The following is a 15170-nucleotide window of genomic DNA, read 5'->3' on the forward strand; positions in this document are numbered from 1 at the left end:
GCGTTTTGTGCAGCTGTCGGGCGGGTACGCATCCTGCCGGGAGTGCGGTGTCGCCGGAGGATCGTCGCCGGACGCGCCCAGCGGCGGGGGCGTGACGTGTCCCACCGTCGAGTCCACTCGTTGCCAGGACAACGCCGTGCGGGCGGCGTTGACATCAAACCGGGGATGTCGTGGTGCGAACGGGGGTGAGTCGGGGTGTCGAGGTGCGTGGTGGTCGCGCGGCGTCTCGCCGCGGTGGCGGCGGTCGTCGTGCTGGTCCTGACCGGTCACGGCGAGCGGCGCGATGCCGGCGGCCCAGCCACTCCACCCCCGCCGGTGACGACGAGCCGCTGACTCAGGCAGCCCACGGCATCGCGTCGCCGACAATCTTCGTCAGACGGCGTCCCGGCGCCCGTCAGGTGGCCAGGATGATGGTCATCGCCGCGTAGCTGGTCAGCAGCAGGATGCCCTCGAAGCCGAGTCGTCCCCAGCCGTACGCCTGCCGCACCAGCAGGCCGCCCAGCAGGATCGCGGTCATGAACAGCGCACTGGTGGTCACGAAGAGCTGAGCGTCGCCGGCGGCGTGGTAGATCGAGCCGCCGCGGTAGGCCACGTCGCCGACCACCAGGTTGAGGGCGTCCAGACTGTTGCCGCCGAGGACGGCGGCGATGGCCAGAGTCGGGGCGCCCCGGCGGACCGCTGCCACGGCGGTAACCGTCTCCGGGAGGGCGTTTACCGCGCCCATCAGGATTGCTCCGACGAAGCCTGCGCTCAGGTCGGTGACCAGCACCAGACTCTCGGCGGCCCGGGCGATGGCCCAACCGCCGATCGAGACCAGCAGACCCACCGCCGCGAAGCGTACCCAGAGCCGGGTGGAGCTGGTCCGGTCGAGGCTGCCGTGCTCGTGGGTGATGTCCGGCAGCGTCTCGGCGGTGGCGACGGCCCGCCACAGCGGACTGGCCCCGGAGCGGCGGACCAGATGCAGGCCGCCGAGGTAGGCGGCGACCATGGCGAGTGAGGCGGGGTGCAGGCCGGCCACGGTGACATCCGGCGTGTAGCGGCCGAGCAGGGCCAGCGAGAGCAGCACGATGAGGAGGACCCCGAAGAGCACGTTCGACAGCGACGCCGAGGCGTGTTCCAGGTTGGCCCGGCGGTGGAAGGCGTCCGCCACGGCGACAGCGGTGGTCTGGGTGGCGATCCCGCCGACCGCGTTGCTGTAGCCGAGCTGCGGCTGCTCCGCCGCCGCGGTGACGGCGGTCATCACGATGCCGGACAGCGACGTCGCCAGCCCGATGAAGACCGCGCCGAAGAACGCCTCCCCCCAGCCGGTTCGGTCGGCGAGCGTGTCGCCGAGGGCGACCAGGCGGATGCTGCCCAGCACCGTGAGGGTGCCCGCCACCCCGAAGACGGCGATGCTCGGCCCGGTTGGCCACGGCAGGCTGGTCAGTACGTCCGGCACCGGCCGGGGATTCCCAGATCTGTCCGATCGAATCCGGCAGTGGCGGATGTCCGTATCGTCATCCGCAGCGCGGCCTGGGGCGGAGCGGGTTGGGCGTTTCGCTGATGTCGGAACAGCCCGATGCCTATGGTTTTTACCATATTCGCCCTAGGGGGACGATTGTGAGTATTTTCCACGGAACTGTTGGCTTCTATCGGCAGTTCCGGCCGGACATTCCGGAGACAGTAGCCGATGTGTTGGACGGCGCGGTCCCCGCCGGTTCGCCACGGCGTCTGCTCGACATCGGCACCGGCGTCGGCCTCGTGGTGGAGGCCCTGCGGGGCCGGTTCGACGACATCATCGCCATCGACCCGGACCCCGAGATGCTCACCGCGGCCGAGAACGCACTCCGCCCGCGGCTACCCGACGACGCCCAGCTACGCCTGGAGGAGACCACCGCGGAGGAGTTCACCCCACCGGCCGGGTGGCAGGCCGACCTGGTGACGATCTGCCGAACGTTCCACTGGCTCGACAAGGCGAGGGTCCTGAACCAACTGGACGCACAGGTCAGCCGGGACGGTGCTGTCGCGATCTTCGCCGACAAGAGCTTCTGGGTTGCCCACCACGACTGGGAGATGGAAGTCCGGGCGGTGATCCAGGACTTTCTCGGCGAGCAACGTCGGGCGGGTGACGGCACGTTCCACGAGCAACGGCGTCCGGACATCCAGGTCCTGCGTAACTCGCCGTTCAGCCAGGTCGAGGAGTGCATCGTGCCGGTGCATCGGACCTGGACCGCCACCAGCATCCTTGGTTACCTGCACTCCACCACGTTCGCCGAGCCGGAACTCTTCGGCGACCGGCTCCATGAGTTCGACAACGCCGTACGTGCCGCCCTGGCCCGGTGTAGCGACACCGACACCTTCATCGAGGAGAACGAGTTCGTCATCCACCTTGGTTGGCGAGATCGGGCATGAACCACCGGCGTCGACAGCGAGGACCGGTACGGGAGCATCGACTTCGGGGTGTTCCGACGGGAGTTGGACCAGGCCCGCGCGGTCGCCGGCTCCGACACCGCCACCCAGGCCGAGGTTAACGCGCAGGCCCGGGCGTTACGGCTGGCGTACGAGCAACTGGTCCCGCGGGCCCGGCTGGTGCTCGAGAACACGTGCCGAACCTCGCTCATGCCGGCGACTCCGGTAGCTCCCCCGGCGCCGCGGTGGCAGCCCGGACGAGGTAGACCACGTCCGGTGCGCCTGCATCGGTCGGTGTCTCCAGCAGCTCCAGGTCGCCGAAGCGCTCCCGGAGTCGTTGCTCGAAGGCGTCGTCCCGGCTCGCGCTCCAGATCGCCAGGACACCCCCCGGTCGGAGCCGGCCGGCCACCAGGTCGAGCCCACGGTGGGCGTACAACTCGGCGTTGGCCTCGAAGACCAGCCAGTTGGGGCCGTTGTCGGTGTCCAGGCAGATGGCGTCGTACTGGTCGGCGGTGTCGGCCAACCAGGCGAGGATGTCCGCCTCGACGATCCGTACCCGGGGGTCGGCCTGCGCGGCGCCGGTGAGGGGGCGCAGGTGGCGGGCGTGCCAGCCGATCACGGTGGCCTCGATCTCAACGACGTCGATGGCGGCGACGTGTGGGTGCTCGACCGCGCGCAGCAGCGAGAACCCGACGCCGAGACCGCCGATGAGCAGCCGGGGCGCCGGGCCCGTGCACCTGCTCACCGCCGCGTCAACCAGCAGTCGCTCGGACCGGCCGTCCGCGGTGTCCATCAGGAAGACACCGTTGCTGATGACCTCGTAGCGGCCGTTCGTCTCGCGTAGCACCAGTTCACCCCGGCTGGTCGTCACCCGGTCCAGGGTGATCGGCGGTTGCCGGAAATCGTGCACGGTAAGTACCCCCGCGGGACGGTGAGAGACGGGACAGGTCAGGCGGGCCAACGCGTCGCATCACTATAGGCGCCGGTCAGCGAACCGCCCCGGGGACTTCTGCGTCCTAACCTTTCATGGTGGACGTAGACGATGGGGAGCTGTTGCGCCTCGTCGGTACGGGGGACCGCAGGGCGTTCGAGCTGCTGTACGCGCGGAACGCACCCTGGCTGTTGCTCCGGCTCCGGCGACGGTGCCGAGACCCGGAGCTGGCGCGAGAACTGCTGCAGGAGACGTTCCTGACGGTGTGGCGGGCTGCGGCCAGCTACCGGGGGGACGGGACCGCGGTGGGCTGGCTGTGGTCGATCGCCAGCGGCCGACTGATCGATGCCCGACGGCGGGCCTCGGTTCGTCCGCAGCTCGTGAACTCGCCGGGGGAGGGCACCCTCACCTGGTCGCCGTCGGCAGAGGACGAAGCCCTGACCCACGAGTACGACGCCGGGTTGGAACGGGCGCTGCGTCAGCTCCCGCCGGAGTTATGGACGGTGCTACAGGCAACGGTGTTGGACGGCCGGACCGTGCGGGAAGCGGCGACGTTGCTGGGGGTGCCGGAAGGCACGGTGAAGTCCCGGGCGATGCGCGCCCGGCAGCGGCTACGGGCCGCCCTGTCATGACCGGCGAGCATGTGAGTGCGCAGGTGCTGGCGGCGTACGCCGAGGAGCGGCTGGCCGACGGGGACGCCGAGTCGGTGGAGGCGCATCTCGACCGCTGTGACACCTGCCGGGCGAGTCTCGCGCCGAACGAGGCGGTGCGGCGGGTGGTCGCGGGGGTCGCGCTGGCGCTGGACGACCGGTTGTCAACACCGGGGCGGGTACGACCCGCCACCGGGTGGCGGCGGGTGCGGGTGTTGGTGGGTGCCGCACCGGCGGTACGGACCGCGTGGCTGCTCTCCGTACTCGTCACCGGGCTGCTGACCCTGGGGTTGGCGGTCAGTCCGCGGACGCTGCCACCGTGGGTGCTGCTGCTGATCGCCCCGGCGCTGCCGGTGATCGGTACGGCCCTGTCGTACGGGCGGCGCACCGACCCGCTGCACGAGGTGGTGGCGGGGACACCGCAGGGGGGCCTGCGAATCGTGCTGTGGCGCACGCTGTCGGTGCTCACCGTGGCCACGCCGGTCGCGGTGCTGGCCGCCGTAGTGACCGGTGTCAGCACTCCCCTGATGTGGATGCTGCCGGGTGCCGCGTTGACCGCCGGCACGCTGGCGCTCGGCTCCCTGATCGAGCCGACGTACGCCGCTGCGGTGGTGGCGGGCGGGTGGGCGGTGGTGGTGCTGGCGCCGCCGGTTGGTGGGCTGGTGGTCGTGGCCTCGAGTGCCCCGGTGTGGCTGGCCGTGACCGGGGTGGCCGTTGTCGTGCTGTACGTGCGGCGGGAACGAGTGGGGAGACAGGCGGGATGACGACAGTCAGCGTGGCCGGCCTGCGGGTCAGCTACGGAAAGCGGGTCGTCCTCGACGACCTGGCCATCGAGCTGGGCGTGGGCGTGCACGGGCTGCTCGGCCCGAACGGTGCCGGCAAGACGACCCTGATGCGAGTGCTGGCCACGGTGCTGCGCCCGGATCGGGGGGAGGTCCGGCTGCTGGGGCACCGCACTGACGACCGGGTGGGGCTGCGCCAGGCCCGTCGCCGGTTGGGCTACCTGCCCCAGGCGTTCGGCTTCTACCCGCGCTTCACTGTCCGGGAGTTCGTCGAGTACTTCGCCTGGCTGCGGGAGATGCCGGCGGCGCGGATACCGCTCGCGGTGGATCGGGCCATCGAGCGGGTCGGCCTGCTCGACCGGGCGGATGACCGGATGAAGCACCTCTCCGGCGGAATGCTGCGGCGCGCCGGTATCGCCCAGGCCATCGTGAATGACCCGCGGGTGTTGCTGTTGGATGAGCCGACGGCCGGGCTGGACCCGGAGCAGCGGGTGGAGTTCCGAACGCTGCTGCGGGAGCTGGGCCTCGATGCCGTGGTGCTGGTCAGCACGCATCTGGTCGAGGATGTCGCGGCGGCGTGCGCGCGGGTCAGCCTGGTCGACGACGGGCGACTGGTCTTCGCCGGACTCCCGGGGGAGCTGATCGCGGCCGGCGGGGACGGCGACAGCGGTGACTCCCCGATTGAGCGGGGCTACACGGCGGTGTTGCGCGGCGCGCGGCAGGTGACGCGGTGAGGCGTGCGCTGTGGGTGGAGCTACGCCGCGGCACCGCACCCTACGCGGCGCTGGCGATGTTCGGGGCCGGGGTGTGGGTGCTGGCGGCGCACCCGGACGACTGGGCCGGCCGCTGGGTCGGCCTCGCCGACTACCTGCGGGTGTCACTGCTGGCCCTCTGCCCCCTCATGGTTAGCGCCGGGGCGTGGCAAGCCGGCCGGGAGCGGCGACGCGACATCGGCGAGCTGGTCGCCGCCACCCCACGTCCGGGTTGGCACTCGCTGGTGGCGGCCTGGCTCGCCGTGACCCTGGCCGGGATCGCCGGCCTGGTGGTCGCGTTCGCCGGGGCGGCGGTGTTGGTCGCGCGGGTCGCGACCTACGGCGGTGGGGACTGGTGGCAGCGGGCGGCCGTCGGGGTCCTCGCCCTGGCCGCCGCCAGCGCGGGTGGTGTCCTCGTCGGCCGGCGGGTCCCGTTGCGGGTGGCGGCGCCGATCGCCGGCCTGGCCACCTACCTGGGCCTGGCAATCCTGACCTACTGGAACGCGGCCCCCGCGCGGCTCTCCCCAGCCTACGGCGGCAGGTGGATGTACTCGCTGGTGCCGGAGTGGGTCACTGGGTTGCAGGTCACCTGGCTGGTGGCGTTGACCGCGCTGCTGCTCGCCGTCGCCGTACGCCGGGGGCGCGTGGCGCTGCTGGCCGGTGCGGTCGCCGTCGCCGCCGCGGTCCCGATCAGCACCGCGCCGAGCTGGAATCGCGCGCCAGCCGACCCGGCCGCGGTGGAGCTGGTCTGCACGACCAGCGGCCCGGAGGTCTGCCTGACCCGGGTCAACGCCTTTCTGCTCGACGAGGTCGCGGCGGTAGCGCAGCCGATCCTGGCCCGGCTTGACGGGATACCCGGAGCGCCCCGGCAGGCGGTTGATCAGACCGTCCGGCCGGCCGGTGCGTCCGTCGTGGAGGATGCCGACACGGTCTGGCTCGACCTGGACTTCCAGGCCACCCCACTCGGTGGCCTGGCCAACGTCGACTATCTGCGTTCGGCCTTTCGCCAGATGGCTGGGGTTGAGTGTGCGTACTCGTCAGCGGTGGACCAAAGGGATCAGCGGATTCACCAGGCCGACAACATGGCCACCGACTGGCTGCTCGACGGGACGGTGTTCGGGGTAGGGGGAGCATCGGCCGGGCTCCGCGAGCTGCCGCCGTCGGCGCAGCGCACCTGGTTCGCCGACTACCTCGACGCCGCCGGTCGCTGTGACCTCCCGGCCCTGGTCCGCCTGGCGGAGCAGCCGTGATCGCCCGGCTGCTCCGGCTGCATCTGCGTGTCCGGGGAGCGTCGGCCTTCGTGGCCGGGGTCAGCGTCATCACGCTGCTGGCCTGGGCCGGCGGAACCTGGCTCGCCGGCCGGTCCTTCTTGGATGGGCCGGCCGCCCGCCTCCCCGTGGTCGTGCTGGCCCCGCTGCTGTCCGCGGTGCTGCTCGGGCCCACCCTGGCCGGAGTCGACGAGGAGCTCGAACGCGGCACTCCGCTGCGCTGGCGGGTTTGGCGGGCCGGACATGTTCTCCTCGCCGTCCTCGCCGTGGCCACGGCGCTCGTTCTGACGGGGCTGCGTGCCCCCGAGACGTTCGGTGCCCACGCGCTGGCCCGCAACACGCTCGGCTGGATCGGCCTGGTCGCTGGCGCCACGGCGCTGCTGGGCGCGCGGCTGGCGTGGCTGCCGGCCTTTGGCTATGGGTGTGCGGTCTACTTCGCCGCGCCCCGGGACGCCGGCGTGCTCGCGGCGTTGTGGGCCTGGCCGGTGCAGACCTCCACCGCTGCTGCCTCGTGGTGGGCCGCCGGTGGGGTTCTCGCGCTCGGCCTCGTCGGCTACGCGCACGGTGGCGCCGCCGTCGATCGTCGTTCCCGTCGCAATTGATCACCATCCGAAGTGCACTGATCGCAAGCGTTCACAACCCTCACGTTGGTCGGTATGGTGTCCCGAATGCGTCGCTTTAGGATGCTCCTGCGGCGCGGTAGTCGGGGGCTCCCAGTCAAGACAAGACGGAGGACGGATCGTGACGGTTCCGCAGGAGGCTGGCGTACCAGTCGCCCGCATGACGTTCGAGGAGTTCCAGGCGCTCGGCCCCGGCGGCCTGTTCAAGACCGACGTACCGGTGGTGATCTCACTTCCGGAGAGTGTGCGTGGGCTCGGGCGTGAGGGTGTGGCGGCCCGCCTGGCCGACATGACCGTCACCCTGTTCACCGAACCGGGCGACAAGAACCACCCCGGGCGCTGGGAGACCCGGGACATCACCCTTCGGGACTTCTTCGCCGACGAGCGCCACCTGACCGAGTCCGACACCTGGCACCGGGTGGTGTCGAACATCCGGAACAGCCCGGCCGACGTCAACGCCGTGGTCGGCTTCGACGCGGAAGGGTTCTTCGGCTACGGCAGTTCGTTGTACGCGGCCAACCTCTGGATCAGCCACCGCGGCGTCTTCACCAAGAACCACTTCGACGAGTTCGAGAATTTCAACATCGCGCTGGAGGGCCGCAAACGGTTCATCATCGCGCCGCCCGGGTCCCGCGACTACTACCCCCGGTCGATGCTGCGCGGATTCGGGGACAAGTCCCAGGTGTTCGACCTCGACAATGTCGACCTGGGGCGCTATCCGAGAGTGGCGCCGAAGCTCGCCCAGCGCCGCGACTTCGTCCTCGAACCCGGCCACATGCTCTACCTGCCGCTCGGCTGGTGGCACCAGGCCGAATCCCTCGATCCCATCAACATCAACGTCAACTTCTGGTTGAAGTCGAAGAAGATTCTGCGCCGGCCACACGTTCTGGGTGTCGCCCTCTACACGTACGCCTACCGGCGGGTCAAGGGCGTATACAGCTACCAGCCCACCGAGGTGAGCTCGTGAGCGACCGCAAGACCATCACCCCCACGCACCGCTACCGCAACAACGACAAGCTCATCGGCATCGGCAACGCCTTCTGGAACATGTCCGAGGCGAACGGAGTGGCCGGCATCGTTGGTGACCTCGCCGACGGCGTCTTCACCATGGCCGACGGTCACCACTTCGTGAACTTCACCGTCTGCTCCTATCTGGACCTGGACACCCACCCGAAGGTCATCGACGGCGCGATCGCGGCGCTGCGCCGGTTCAACGTGCTGGACCACTGCATCCCGCGCACCCGGGTGCAGACGCCGGTGCTGCTGGAGCTGGAGGAGTCGCTCGGCGAACTGTTCGGCGCGATGGTGATCAGCGCGGTCTCCACCGCGGCGGCCAGCACCGGCCTGCTGCCGCTGATCGCCTCCGGTCACCTCGGCAACGGCACCCGGCCGCTGATGGTCTTCGACAAGAACGCCCACGTGTCGCTGGCCAACGCCAAGCCGAGCTGCGCCGACGAGTCCGAGGTCGTTACCTGCAAGCACCATGACCTCGACTACCTCGAGGACATGTGCCGCACCTACGAGCGGGTCTGCTATGTGGTGGACGGTGCCGACAGCCTCGGTGGCTACGCACCGGTCAAGGAGCTCGCCGACCTCCAGGACAAGTACAACATGCTGGTCTTCTACGACGACTCGCATTCGCTGTCGGCGTACGGGCAGCGGGGCATCGGCTACGTGCGGACCCACGCGCCGATCCTCGACCAGCGCACCATCACCGTCGCCACGCTGAGCAAGGGTTTCGGTGCGGGTGGTACGGCGGTCCTGCTCGACGGCTACCCGCAGGCGACGCGTCGGCTCGTCGAACGCTTCGCCGGCCCACTGGGCTACTCGCAGAAGATGAACGCCGCCGCTGTGGGCGCCGCACTCGCCTCCGCGGAGATTCACCGTACCGAGGAGCTCGACCAACTCCAGGGGCGGCTGCGTACCAACATCGCGATGTTCGACTCGCTGCTCGACACCGAGCAGTCCGGCGAGTCGTACCCGATCCGGTTGGTGCCGATGAGTGACGACACGGTCGTTAACGCGGCCCAGCAGGTCTTCGCCGCCGGCTTCTACACCTCGCCGGTCTTCTTTCCGATCGTCGCCCGGGGCACCGCCGGGCTGCGGGTGATGCTGCGCGCCGGCCAGACCGAGGAGCAGATCCGGCGGCTCTGCGCGGTCCTGGTGCAGGCCGGGGCGCGTCCGGCCGCTGCGCTTGACGGGCCCGGCCCCCGGTGAGCGCCGCGCCGCGCGCGATTCCGCGCAGCATCCTCTACACCCCGGCGCTCTCCCTGGACAAAGTCGTTAAGGCCTGGTCGTACGACGCGGACGTGCACCTGATCGACCTGGAGGACTCCGTTCCGCCGGTGGAGAAGCCGGCCGCGCGGGTGGTCTGCCGGGACGCCCTGGAGAAGGCACCCTGGCCAGTCAACGTCGCCGTCCGCATCAACGAGTTGGGCAGCGTCGCGGCCCTGCACGACCTGTTGCTGCTCGCGGAGAGCTCGGTACGGCCCGGAATCGTCATGATGACCATGGTCACCTCCGCGGCCGAGGTCACCCTGCTGCGTCGGATGCTGGCCTCGGCCGGCGCACAGCCGGAGATCTACGTGACGGTGGAGACCGTCGAGGCGGTCACCGAGATCGACGCGATCGCCCGGGAGGCCGACGGGCTGGTGCTGGGCTCGGCCGACCTGGCAGCCACGCTCAACGTCGAGATCACCTGGGAGGCGATGCTCGCCGCCCGCCAGGCGATGGCGATGGCCTGTGCGCGGCACGGTACCGCCTGTGTCGACACCGCCAACTTCCGGCTCTCCGAGCCGGCCGTGCTCGCGGAGGAGACCGCGCGGGTGCGAGCCCTCGGGTTCCACGGCAAGGCGACGGTGCACCCCAGCGAGTTGGCCACGATCAACCAGGCCCTGCGCCCCCAGGTCAACGACCTGCGGCTGGCTCGTCGCGTGGTGGCGGCGGTCCACCGCGCCAACGGCGGCATCGCCGTACTGGACGGCAGCATGGTGGGCCCGCCGTTCGCCCGGATGGCCCACGTCACCGTGGCGCGAGAGGACGCCTGGGAAGCCCGATTCGGTGGCGCCGGATGACCGCAACGGTGATGGTCGGCGCCGCCGACATGGCGGGCGCGCGACGGATGACCCAGGTGATCGACGTCCTCGGCGAGATGTTCATGGACCTGGCCACCGGCCGGACCCGTTCTCCGGCTCGCACGGTGGTGGAGCATGGCGAGCAGCGGGTGCTGTTGGTCAGCCCGGCGGTCTGGGAACGGCGTGGCGTGGGTAGTGTCAAGATCACAACGCTGACCCCGGACAATCCTGGACGGGGGCTGCCGCTGATCCACGGGATCGTCGCCCTCACCGACCTGGAGACCGGGCGGATCACCGCGCTGTTGGACGGTGCCGAGTTGACCGCCGTACGGACCGGGGCGGTGGCGGCTCTGGCCACCCGCTTCTGTACCGCGGCCACCGCCGACGACCTCGCCGTCATCGGTGCCGGGGTCCAGGCCCGGGCCCTTGTCCGGGCGGTGGCGGCGATACGTCCGATCAAGACCCTGCGGATCTTCTCGCGGACCCGGGCCGGTGCGGAGAAGCTCGCCGACGAGGTGCGGGCGACGACGCCGATCCGGGTGACGGTCTGCGACAGTGCGAAGACCGCCGTCGCGGACGCGCCGATCATCTGCACGGCGACCTCCACGAGCGACAGCACGCCGGTGGTGGCGGCGGACTGGGTGGCGCGCGGGGCGCACCTGAACGTGGTCGGCGGTACCCACCCGGACGCGATCGAGCTGGACCCGGCCCTGCTGGGAGACGCGGTGACCGTGGTCGAGGAGCAGTCCGCCGCGCTGGACGGTGCGGGCGAGGTTCGGGCCGCCCGCGCCGCTGGCCTGCTCGTCGCCGACGACCTGCGGGAGTTGGGACGCCTCGTCGGCGGCGAGGTCGAGTTCGGTGGCCGAAACTCGGTGTTGCGCACGGTGGGTATGGCTATTGAGGACACCGCTGCGGCGGTGGCGCTCCACGACGCGGTGGGGGTGCCGGATGAGCGGGGCTGAATCGATCGCCGCGGCGGGACACCCGTGGTTCGGCGACCAACGGCTGGCGCCGACCGCGCCGGCGGACACGCTCCGGCACCGCCTGCGCAGCGTGCTGCACAAGACCGGCTGGCCGTACCAGCCGGTGCTGCCGGCCGCGCCGATGACCATCCCCCGTGCCTCGTACGCGGAGCTCTTCCGGGTGGCCGGTGTCCTGGTGGAGCTGCTGCGACGGACCGCCCTGGAGGCCGCGCCCAGCACTCGGGAGCGGCTGGCGGCCTACCGGATGCCGGCCAGCGAGGACCAACTCTGGCTGTGTGACCCGTTGCTCGACGAGCGGTACGCGGACTGCGTGGCGCGGCCGGACGTGGTCATCGGCCCGGATGGTCCGCAGTTCGTGGAGTTCAACGTCAGTGGCGCGCTCGCCGGCGTGGTGGAGACGCAGAGCCGCCTCGACGTGTGGCGCGGGCTGTACGCCGACGGGGCGGGTCGGCTGCCGTATCGCTCGCCGGATCCGTTCGCCGTACGCGCCGAGATGTTCCGCTCGCTCGCCGCGGAACTGGCGGTGGCGCCCCGGGTGGCCATCGTCGGCAGTGCCCAGGTCGCGGGGGTGACCAGTCACTACTTTGAGGTCGAGGCCGAGTACCACCGCAGCCAGGGGCTGGCCGCCCGGTTCTTCGAGCCGAAGGAGCTGCACGAGGCGTGGGACTGCCCTCCGGGGCTGCGCTATTCGGTTGGGCTGCGTAATTTCACGATCCCGGACTGGGCTGACGCGGGCGTCCCCACCGCCACGGTGCAGGAGGCGCTGGACCACGGTTGCCTGCTGGTGGGGACACAGACCTCCACCTTCCTGCACAGCAAGCTGACCATGGGGTTGCTCTCGGAGGGACGGCCGTGGATGACCACGGCCGAGCGGGACCTGGTCAACCGCTACCTGCCGTGGACCCGGGTGCTCTCCGAGCGGTGGACCGAGCGCGCGGGTGAGCAGGTTGACCTGCTGCCGTACGTGCTACGCAACCGCGAGCGGCTGGTGCTCAAGGAGGCGCTGGGGGATTGCGGCAAGCAGGTGGTGATCGGTCGAGAGGTGCCTCCCTCGAAGTGGGAGGCCGCGGTGGCGGCCGGGGCCGCCGGCGCCAGCATCGTGCAGGAGTTCGTGCCGCCCCAGACCTGCCGGGTGGCGTTGCTGGCAGACGGCGCCGACGAACCCCACGATGCCGATGTCGCCCCGGTGCTGGGGCCGCTGCTGTTCGGCCGTCGACCGGCCGGGGTGTTCTGCCGCTACCGCACCGACGGCACGGCCGGCATCGTCAACGCCCGGGGATCGGCCACCGGGGCGGACAACGCCATGGTGGCGTTCTGACCGTCCCAGGTGGCCCTTGGCCCATTCACCCGAAACGTCGGAGACAGCACATGACGCTACGCCGAGTCAGCGACCACGAGTACGTCGAAGAGCACGGCGGGGACTACGAGGACTTCGAACCCGGGATGGTTATCCGGCACTGGCCGGGCCGCACCCTCTCCGAGGCCGACAACACGTGGTTGACGCTGTTGACGATGAACCAGCACCCGCTGCACTTCGACCAGCACTACGCCGCCGGCGTCGAGTACGGCCGCGTACTGGTCAACAGCGGCATCACCCTGTGCCTGATCGGCGGGATGACCGTGCAGGCGCTCTCCGCCCGCGCGGTGGCCAATCTGGGCTGGGACAAGGTGCGTCTCAAGGAGCCCGTCTTCGTCGGGGACACCCTCTACGCGACGAGCCGAATCCTGCACAAGCGGCTGTCGCGGTCGCGTCCCGGCAACGGCATCGTGACGGTGGAGACGACGGGTACGAAAGCGAACGGGGAGCAGGTGATCGTCTTTGAGCGATCCTTCCTGGTTCGTTGCCGGCAAGCCGGCTGAGCGTCGCCGGGCTATGGCACCTGGAAAGGTGCCATAGCCCGGCGACTGCTTACCAGGTGCGGGAAACCATCGGCCGGTGCCGAAGACCCGATCTGGCAGGATGTGTCGGCATGACGAGCGAGAAGCAGGCGAAGGCCAGCCACCGCGGCATTCCCAGCAGCAACGAGTTCCGTGAATTCATCGCCTCCGGATGGGCCACCCCCGACCGGGAGCCCACCCCCCGCGCCGCCGTGGCCGACCACGCCGCCCGCCGCCGGGCCATGCTGTCGCAGCAGTTCCCCGGCGAGCGGCTCGTCATCCCGGCCGGCGGTCTCAAGGTGCGCAGCAACGACACCGACTACCCGTTCCGTCCGCACACCGCCTTCGCCCACCTCGCCGGCCTCGGCGCGCACACCGACCCGGACAGCGCCCTGGTGCTCGACCCGAAGCCGGGCGGTGGCCACCACGCCATCCTCTACTTCCGGCCGCTGGCCCCGCGAGACAGCGAGGAGTTCTACGCCGACTCCCGCCACGGCGAGTTCTGGGTCGGTCCACGCCCGAGCATCGCCGACCGGGAGTCGGAGCTGGGCATCAGCGCGCGTCACATCGACTCGCTCGCCGACGACCTCGCCAAGGATGCCGCCGCCGCCCGGATGCGGGTGGTCCGTACGGTCGACCCGCGCCTCACCGAGCTGGTGGACAGCGTCCGTACCCAGGCCGGCGCGACCGGTTCGGAGCAGGAGCGGGAGGAGGCGGACACGGAGTTCGCCCGGCACCTCTCCACCATGCGCCTGATCAAGGACGAGTGGGAGGTGGGCGAGATGCGCAAGGCCGTCGCCGCCACCCACAAGGGCTTCGACGCGATGATCGCCTCGCTGCCCGAGGCGGTCCGCAAGGGTCGCGGCGAGCGCTGGGTCGAGGGAATCTTCGGCCTCTACTCCCGGCACGAGGGCAACGGCGTCGGCTACGAGTCGATCTGCGCCTCCGGTGACCACGCCAACACGATCCACTGGACGAAGAACACCGGCGAGGTCCGCGACGGCGACCTGATCCTGATCGACTGCGGGATCGAGATCGACTCGCTTTTCACCGCCGACATCACCCGTACCCTGCCGGTCACCGGCCGCTTCACCGACGTGCAGCGCCGGATCTACGACGCCGTGTACGAGGCGCAGCAGGCCGGCCTGGCCGCGGTGAAGCCGGGCAACAAGTTCAGTGACATTCACGCCGCGGCGAACGCGGTTATCGCCCGAATCCTGCACGAGTGGGGGCTGCTGCCCGAGGGAGTCACCCTGGAGCAGACCCTGGACCGGGAGAAGGGCGGCTGGCATCGTCGCTGGATGGTCCACGGCACCTCGCACCACCTGGGCATGGATGTGCACGACTGCCAGCTGATGCTGCGTGAGAAGTACATGGACAGCGAGTTGCAGCCGGGCATGATCCTCACTGTCGAGCCGGGCCTCTACTTCAAGGCCGACGACCTGCGGGTGCCGGCGGAGTTCCGCGGCATCGGCGTGCGGATCGAGGACGACGTGCTGGTGACCGAGGACGGCTGCGAGAACCTCTCCGCGGCGATGCCGCGAACCTCCCAAGAGGTGGAGGAGTGGATGGCGCGGGTCTGGGCGAACGCCTGACCCACCCTCGTGACGAAGCCCCGTGACCGGCGCCCGGTCGCGGGGCCTCGTTCTGCTGGCCCGCGGACGCAGCACGCTGCATCGACACCCGGGCCGCACATCGCCGAACTCCGTGACGGACGCAGCGGCGAACAAGCACATCGGCAACATCTTCAGCAAACGTGACCTGCCGGTCACCACTGACGGCCACCCACGAGTGCTCGCGGTGCTGGCCTACCTGCGGAGCTGAGCAGCAGGGTCACCGGGTGG

At 70.5% G+C, this 15170-nt stretch carries 16 protein-coding genes; 14 read left to right on the forward strand and 2 right to left on the reverse strand.

Annotation, left to right across the window (positions count from 1 at the left end; translation table 11 throughout):
• The first annotated feature begins 195 nt into the window (after positions 1-195).
• A complete protein-coding gene (locus STROP_RS24990; RefSeq protein ID WP_155244300.1) occupies positions 196-333 on the forward strand; it encodes a hypothetical protein in 138 nt (45 codons plus the stop codon).
• A 61-nt stretch (positions 334-394) separates the two neighbouring features.
• Here the strand turns inward: STROP_RS24990 and STROP_RS02270 are convergent, their stop codons facing one another.
• Positions 395-1438 (reverse strand): sodium:calcium antiporter, encoded by a 1044-nt coding sequence (locus tag STROP_RS02270; protein ID WP_011904368.1) that lies wholly within the window; start codon positions 1436-1438, stop codon positions 395-397.
• Between the two features lie 161 nt (positions 1439-1599).
• Between STROP_RS02270 and STROP_RS02275 the strand changes: the two genes are divergently transcribed.
• On the forward strand, positions 1600-2391 hold the full coding sequence (locus tag STROP_RS02275; RefSeq protein WP_011904369.1) for a class I SAM-dependent methyltransferase: 792 nt from the start codon (positions 1600-1602) through the stop codon (positions 2389-2391).
• Between the two features lie 205 nt (positions 2392-2596).
• Here STROP_RS02275 and STROP_RS02280 read toward each other — a convergent pair whose 3' ends face one another.
• Entirely contained in the window at positions 2597-3298 is a 702-nt protein-coding gene (locus tag STROP_RS02280; RefSeq protein ID WP_011904370.1) for a spermidine synthase, read from the reverse strand.
• A 116-nt stretch (positions 3299-3414) separates the two neighbouring features.
• Between STROP_RS02280 and STROP_RS02285 the strand changes: the two genes are divergently transcribed.
• The 12 genes from STROP_RS02285 to STROP_RS02340 all read left to right on the forward strand — a co-directional run bounded on the left by STROP_RS02285 (position 3415) and on the right by STROP_RS02340 (position 14921).
• Complete coding sequence (locus STROP_RS02285; protein ID WP_011904371.1) at positions 3415-3951, forward strand: RNA polymerase sigma factor; 537 nt, start codon at positions 3415-3417, stop codon at positions 3949-3951.
• Entirely contained in the window at positions 3948-4733 is a 786-nt protein-coding gene (locus STROP_RS02290; RefSeq protein ID WP_011904372.1) for a zf-HC2 domain-containing protein, read from the forward strand. The genes STROP_RS02285 and STROP_RS02290 overlap by 4 nt, the downstream gene beginning before the upstream one ends.
• A complete protein-coding gene (locus STROP_RS02295) occupies positions 4730-5485 on the forward strand; it encodes an ABC transporter ATP-binding protein (protein ID WP_011904373.1) in 756 nt (251 codons plus the stop codon). Before STROP_RS02290 ends, STROP_RS02295 begins: the two co-directional genes overlap by 4 nt.
• Positions 5482-6753 (forward strand): hypothetical protein, encoded by a 1272-nt coding sequence (locus tag STROP_RS02300; protein WP_011904374.1) that lies wholly within the window; start codon positions 5482-5484, stop codon positions 6751-6753. Before STROP_RS02295 ends, STROP_RS02300 begins: the two co-directional genes overlap by 4 nt.
• Complete coding sequence (locus STROP_RS02305) at positions 6750-7373, forward strand: hypothetical protein (RefSeq protein WP_011904375.1); 624 nt, start codon at positions 6750-6752, stop codon at positions 7371-7373. Before STROP_RS02300 ends, STROP_RS02305 begins: the two co-directional genes overlap by 4 nt.
• 178 nt (positions 7374-7551) lie before the next feature.
• Complete coding sequence (locus STROP_RS02310) at positions 7552-8358, forward strand: cupin-like domain-containing protein (RefSeq protein ID WP_018830872.1); 807 nt, start codon at positions 7552-7554, stop codon at positions 8356-8358.
• The gene (locus STROP_RS02315) at positions 8355-9608 is read left to right on the forward strand and encodes an 8-amino-7-oxononanoate synthase family protein (protein WP_011904377.1); all 1254 of its coding nucleotides are present in this window, start codon (positions 8355-8357) and stop codon (positions 9606-9608) included. Before STROP_RS02310 ends, STROP_RS02315 begins: the two co-directional genes overlap by 4 nt.
• On the forward strand, positions 9605-10465 hold the full coding sequence (locus tag STROP_RS02320; RefSeq protein WP_011904378.1) for an HpcH/HpaI aldolase/citrate lyase family protein: 861 nt from the start codon (positions 9605-9607) through the stop codon (positions 10463-10465). The genes STROP_RS02315 and STROP_RS02320 overlap by 4 nt, the downstream gene beginning before the upstream one ends.
• Entirely contained in the window at positions 10462-11427 is a 966-nt protein-coding gene (locus STROP_RS02325) for an ornithine cyclodeaminase family protein (RefSeq protein WP_011904379.1), read from the forward strand. The genes STROP_RS02320 and STROP_RS02325 overlap by 4 nt, the downstream gene beginning before the upstream one ends.
• Entirely contained in the window at positions 11414-12766 is a 1353-nt protein-coding gene (locus tag STROP_RS02330; RefSeq protein ID WP_011904380.1) for a hypothetical protein, read from the forward strand. The genes STROP_RS02325 and STROP_RS02330 overlap by 14 nt, the downstream gene beginning before the upstream one ends.
• A gap of 50 nt (positions 12767-12816) precedes the next feature.
• Positions 12817-13308 (forward strand): MaoC family dehydratase, encoded by a 492-nt coding sequence (locus STROP_RS02335; protein ID WP_011904381.1) that lies wholly within the window; start codon positions 12817-12819, stop codon positions 13306-13308.
• A gap of 110 nt (positions 13309-13418) precedes the next feature.
• Positions 13419-14921, forward strand: coding sequence for an aminopeptidase P family protein (locus tag STROP_RS02340; RefSeq protein WP_011904382.1), 1503 nt, complete (start codon positions 13419-13421; stop codon positions 14919-14921).
• Positions 14922-15170 lie beyond the last annotated feature (249 nt).

It is taken from the genome of Salinispora tropica CNB-440 (assembly GCF_000016425.1).
In the GTDB taxonomy this organism is placed as follows: Bacteria; Actinomycetota; Actinomycetes; order Mycobacteriales; family Micromonosporaceae; genus Micromonospora; species Micromonospora tropica.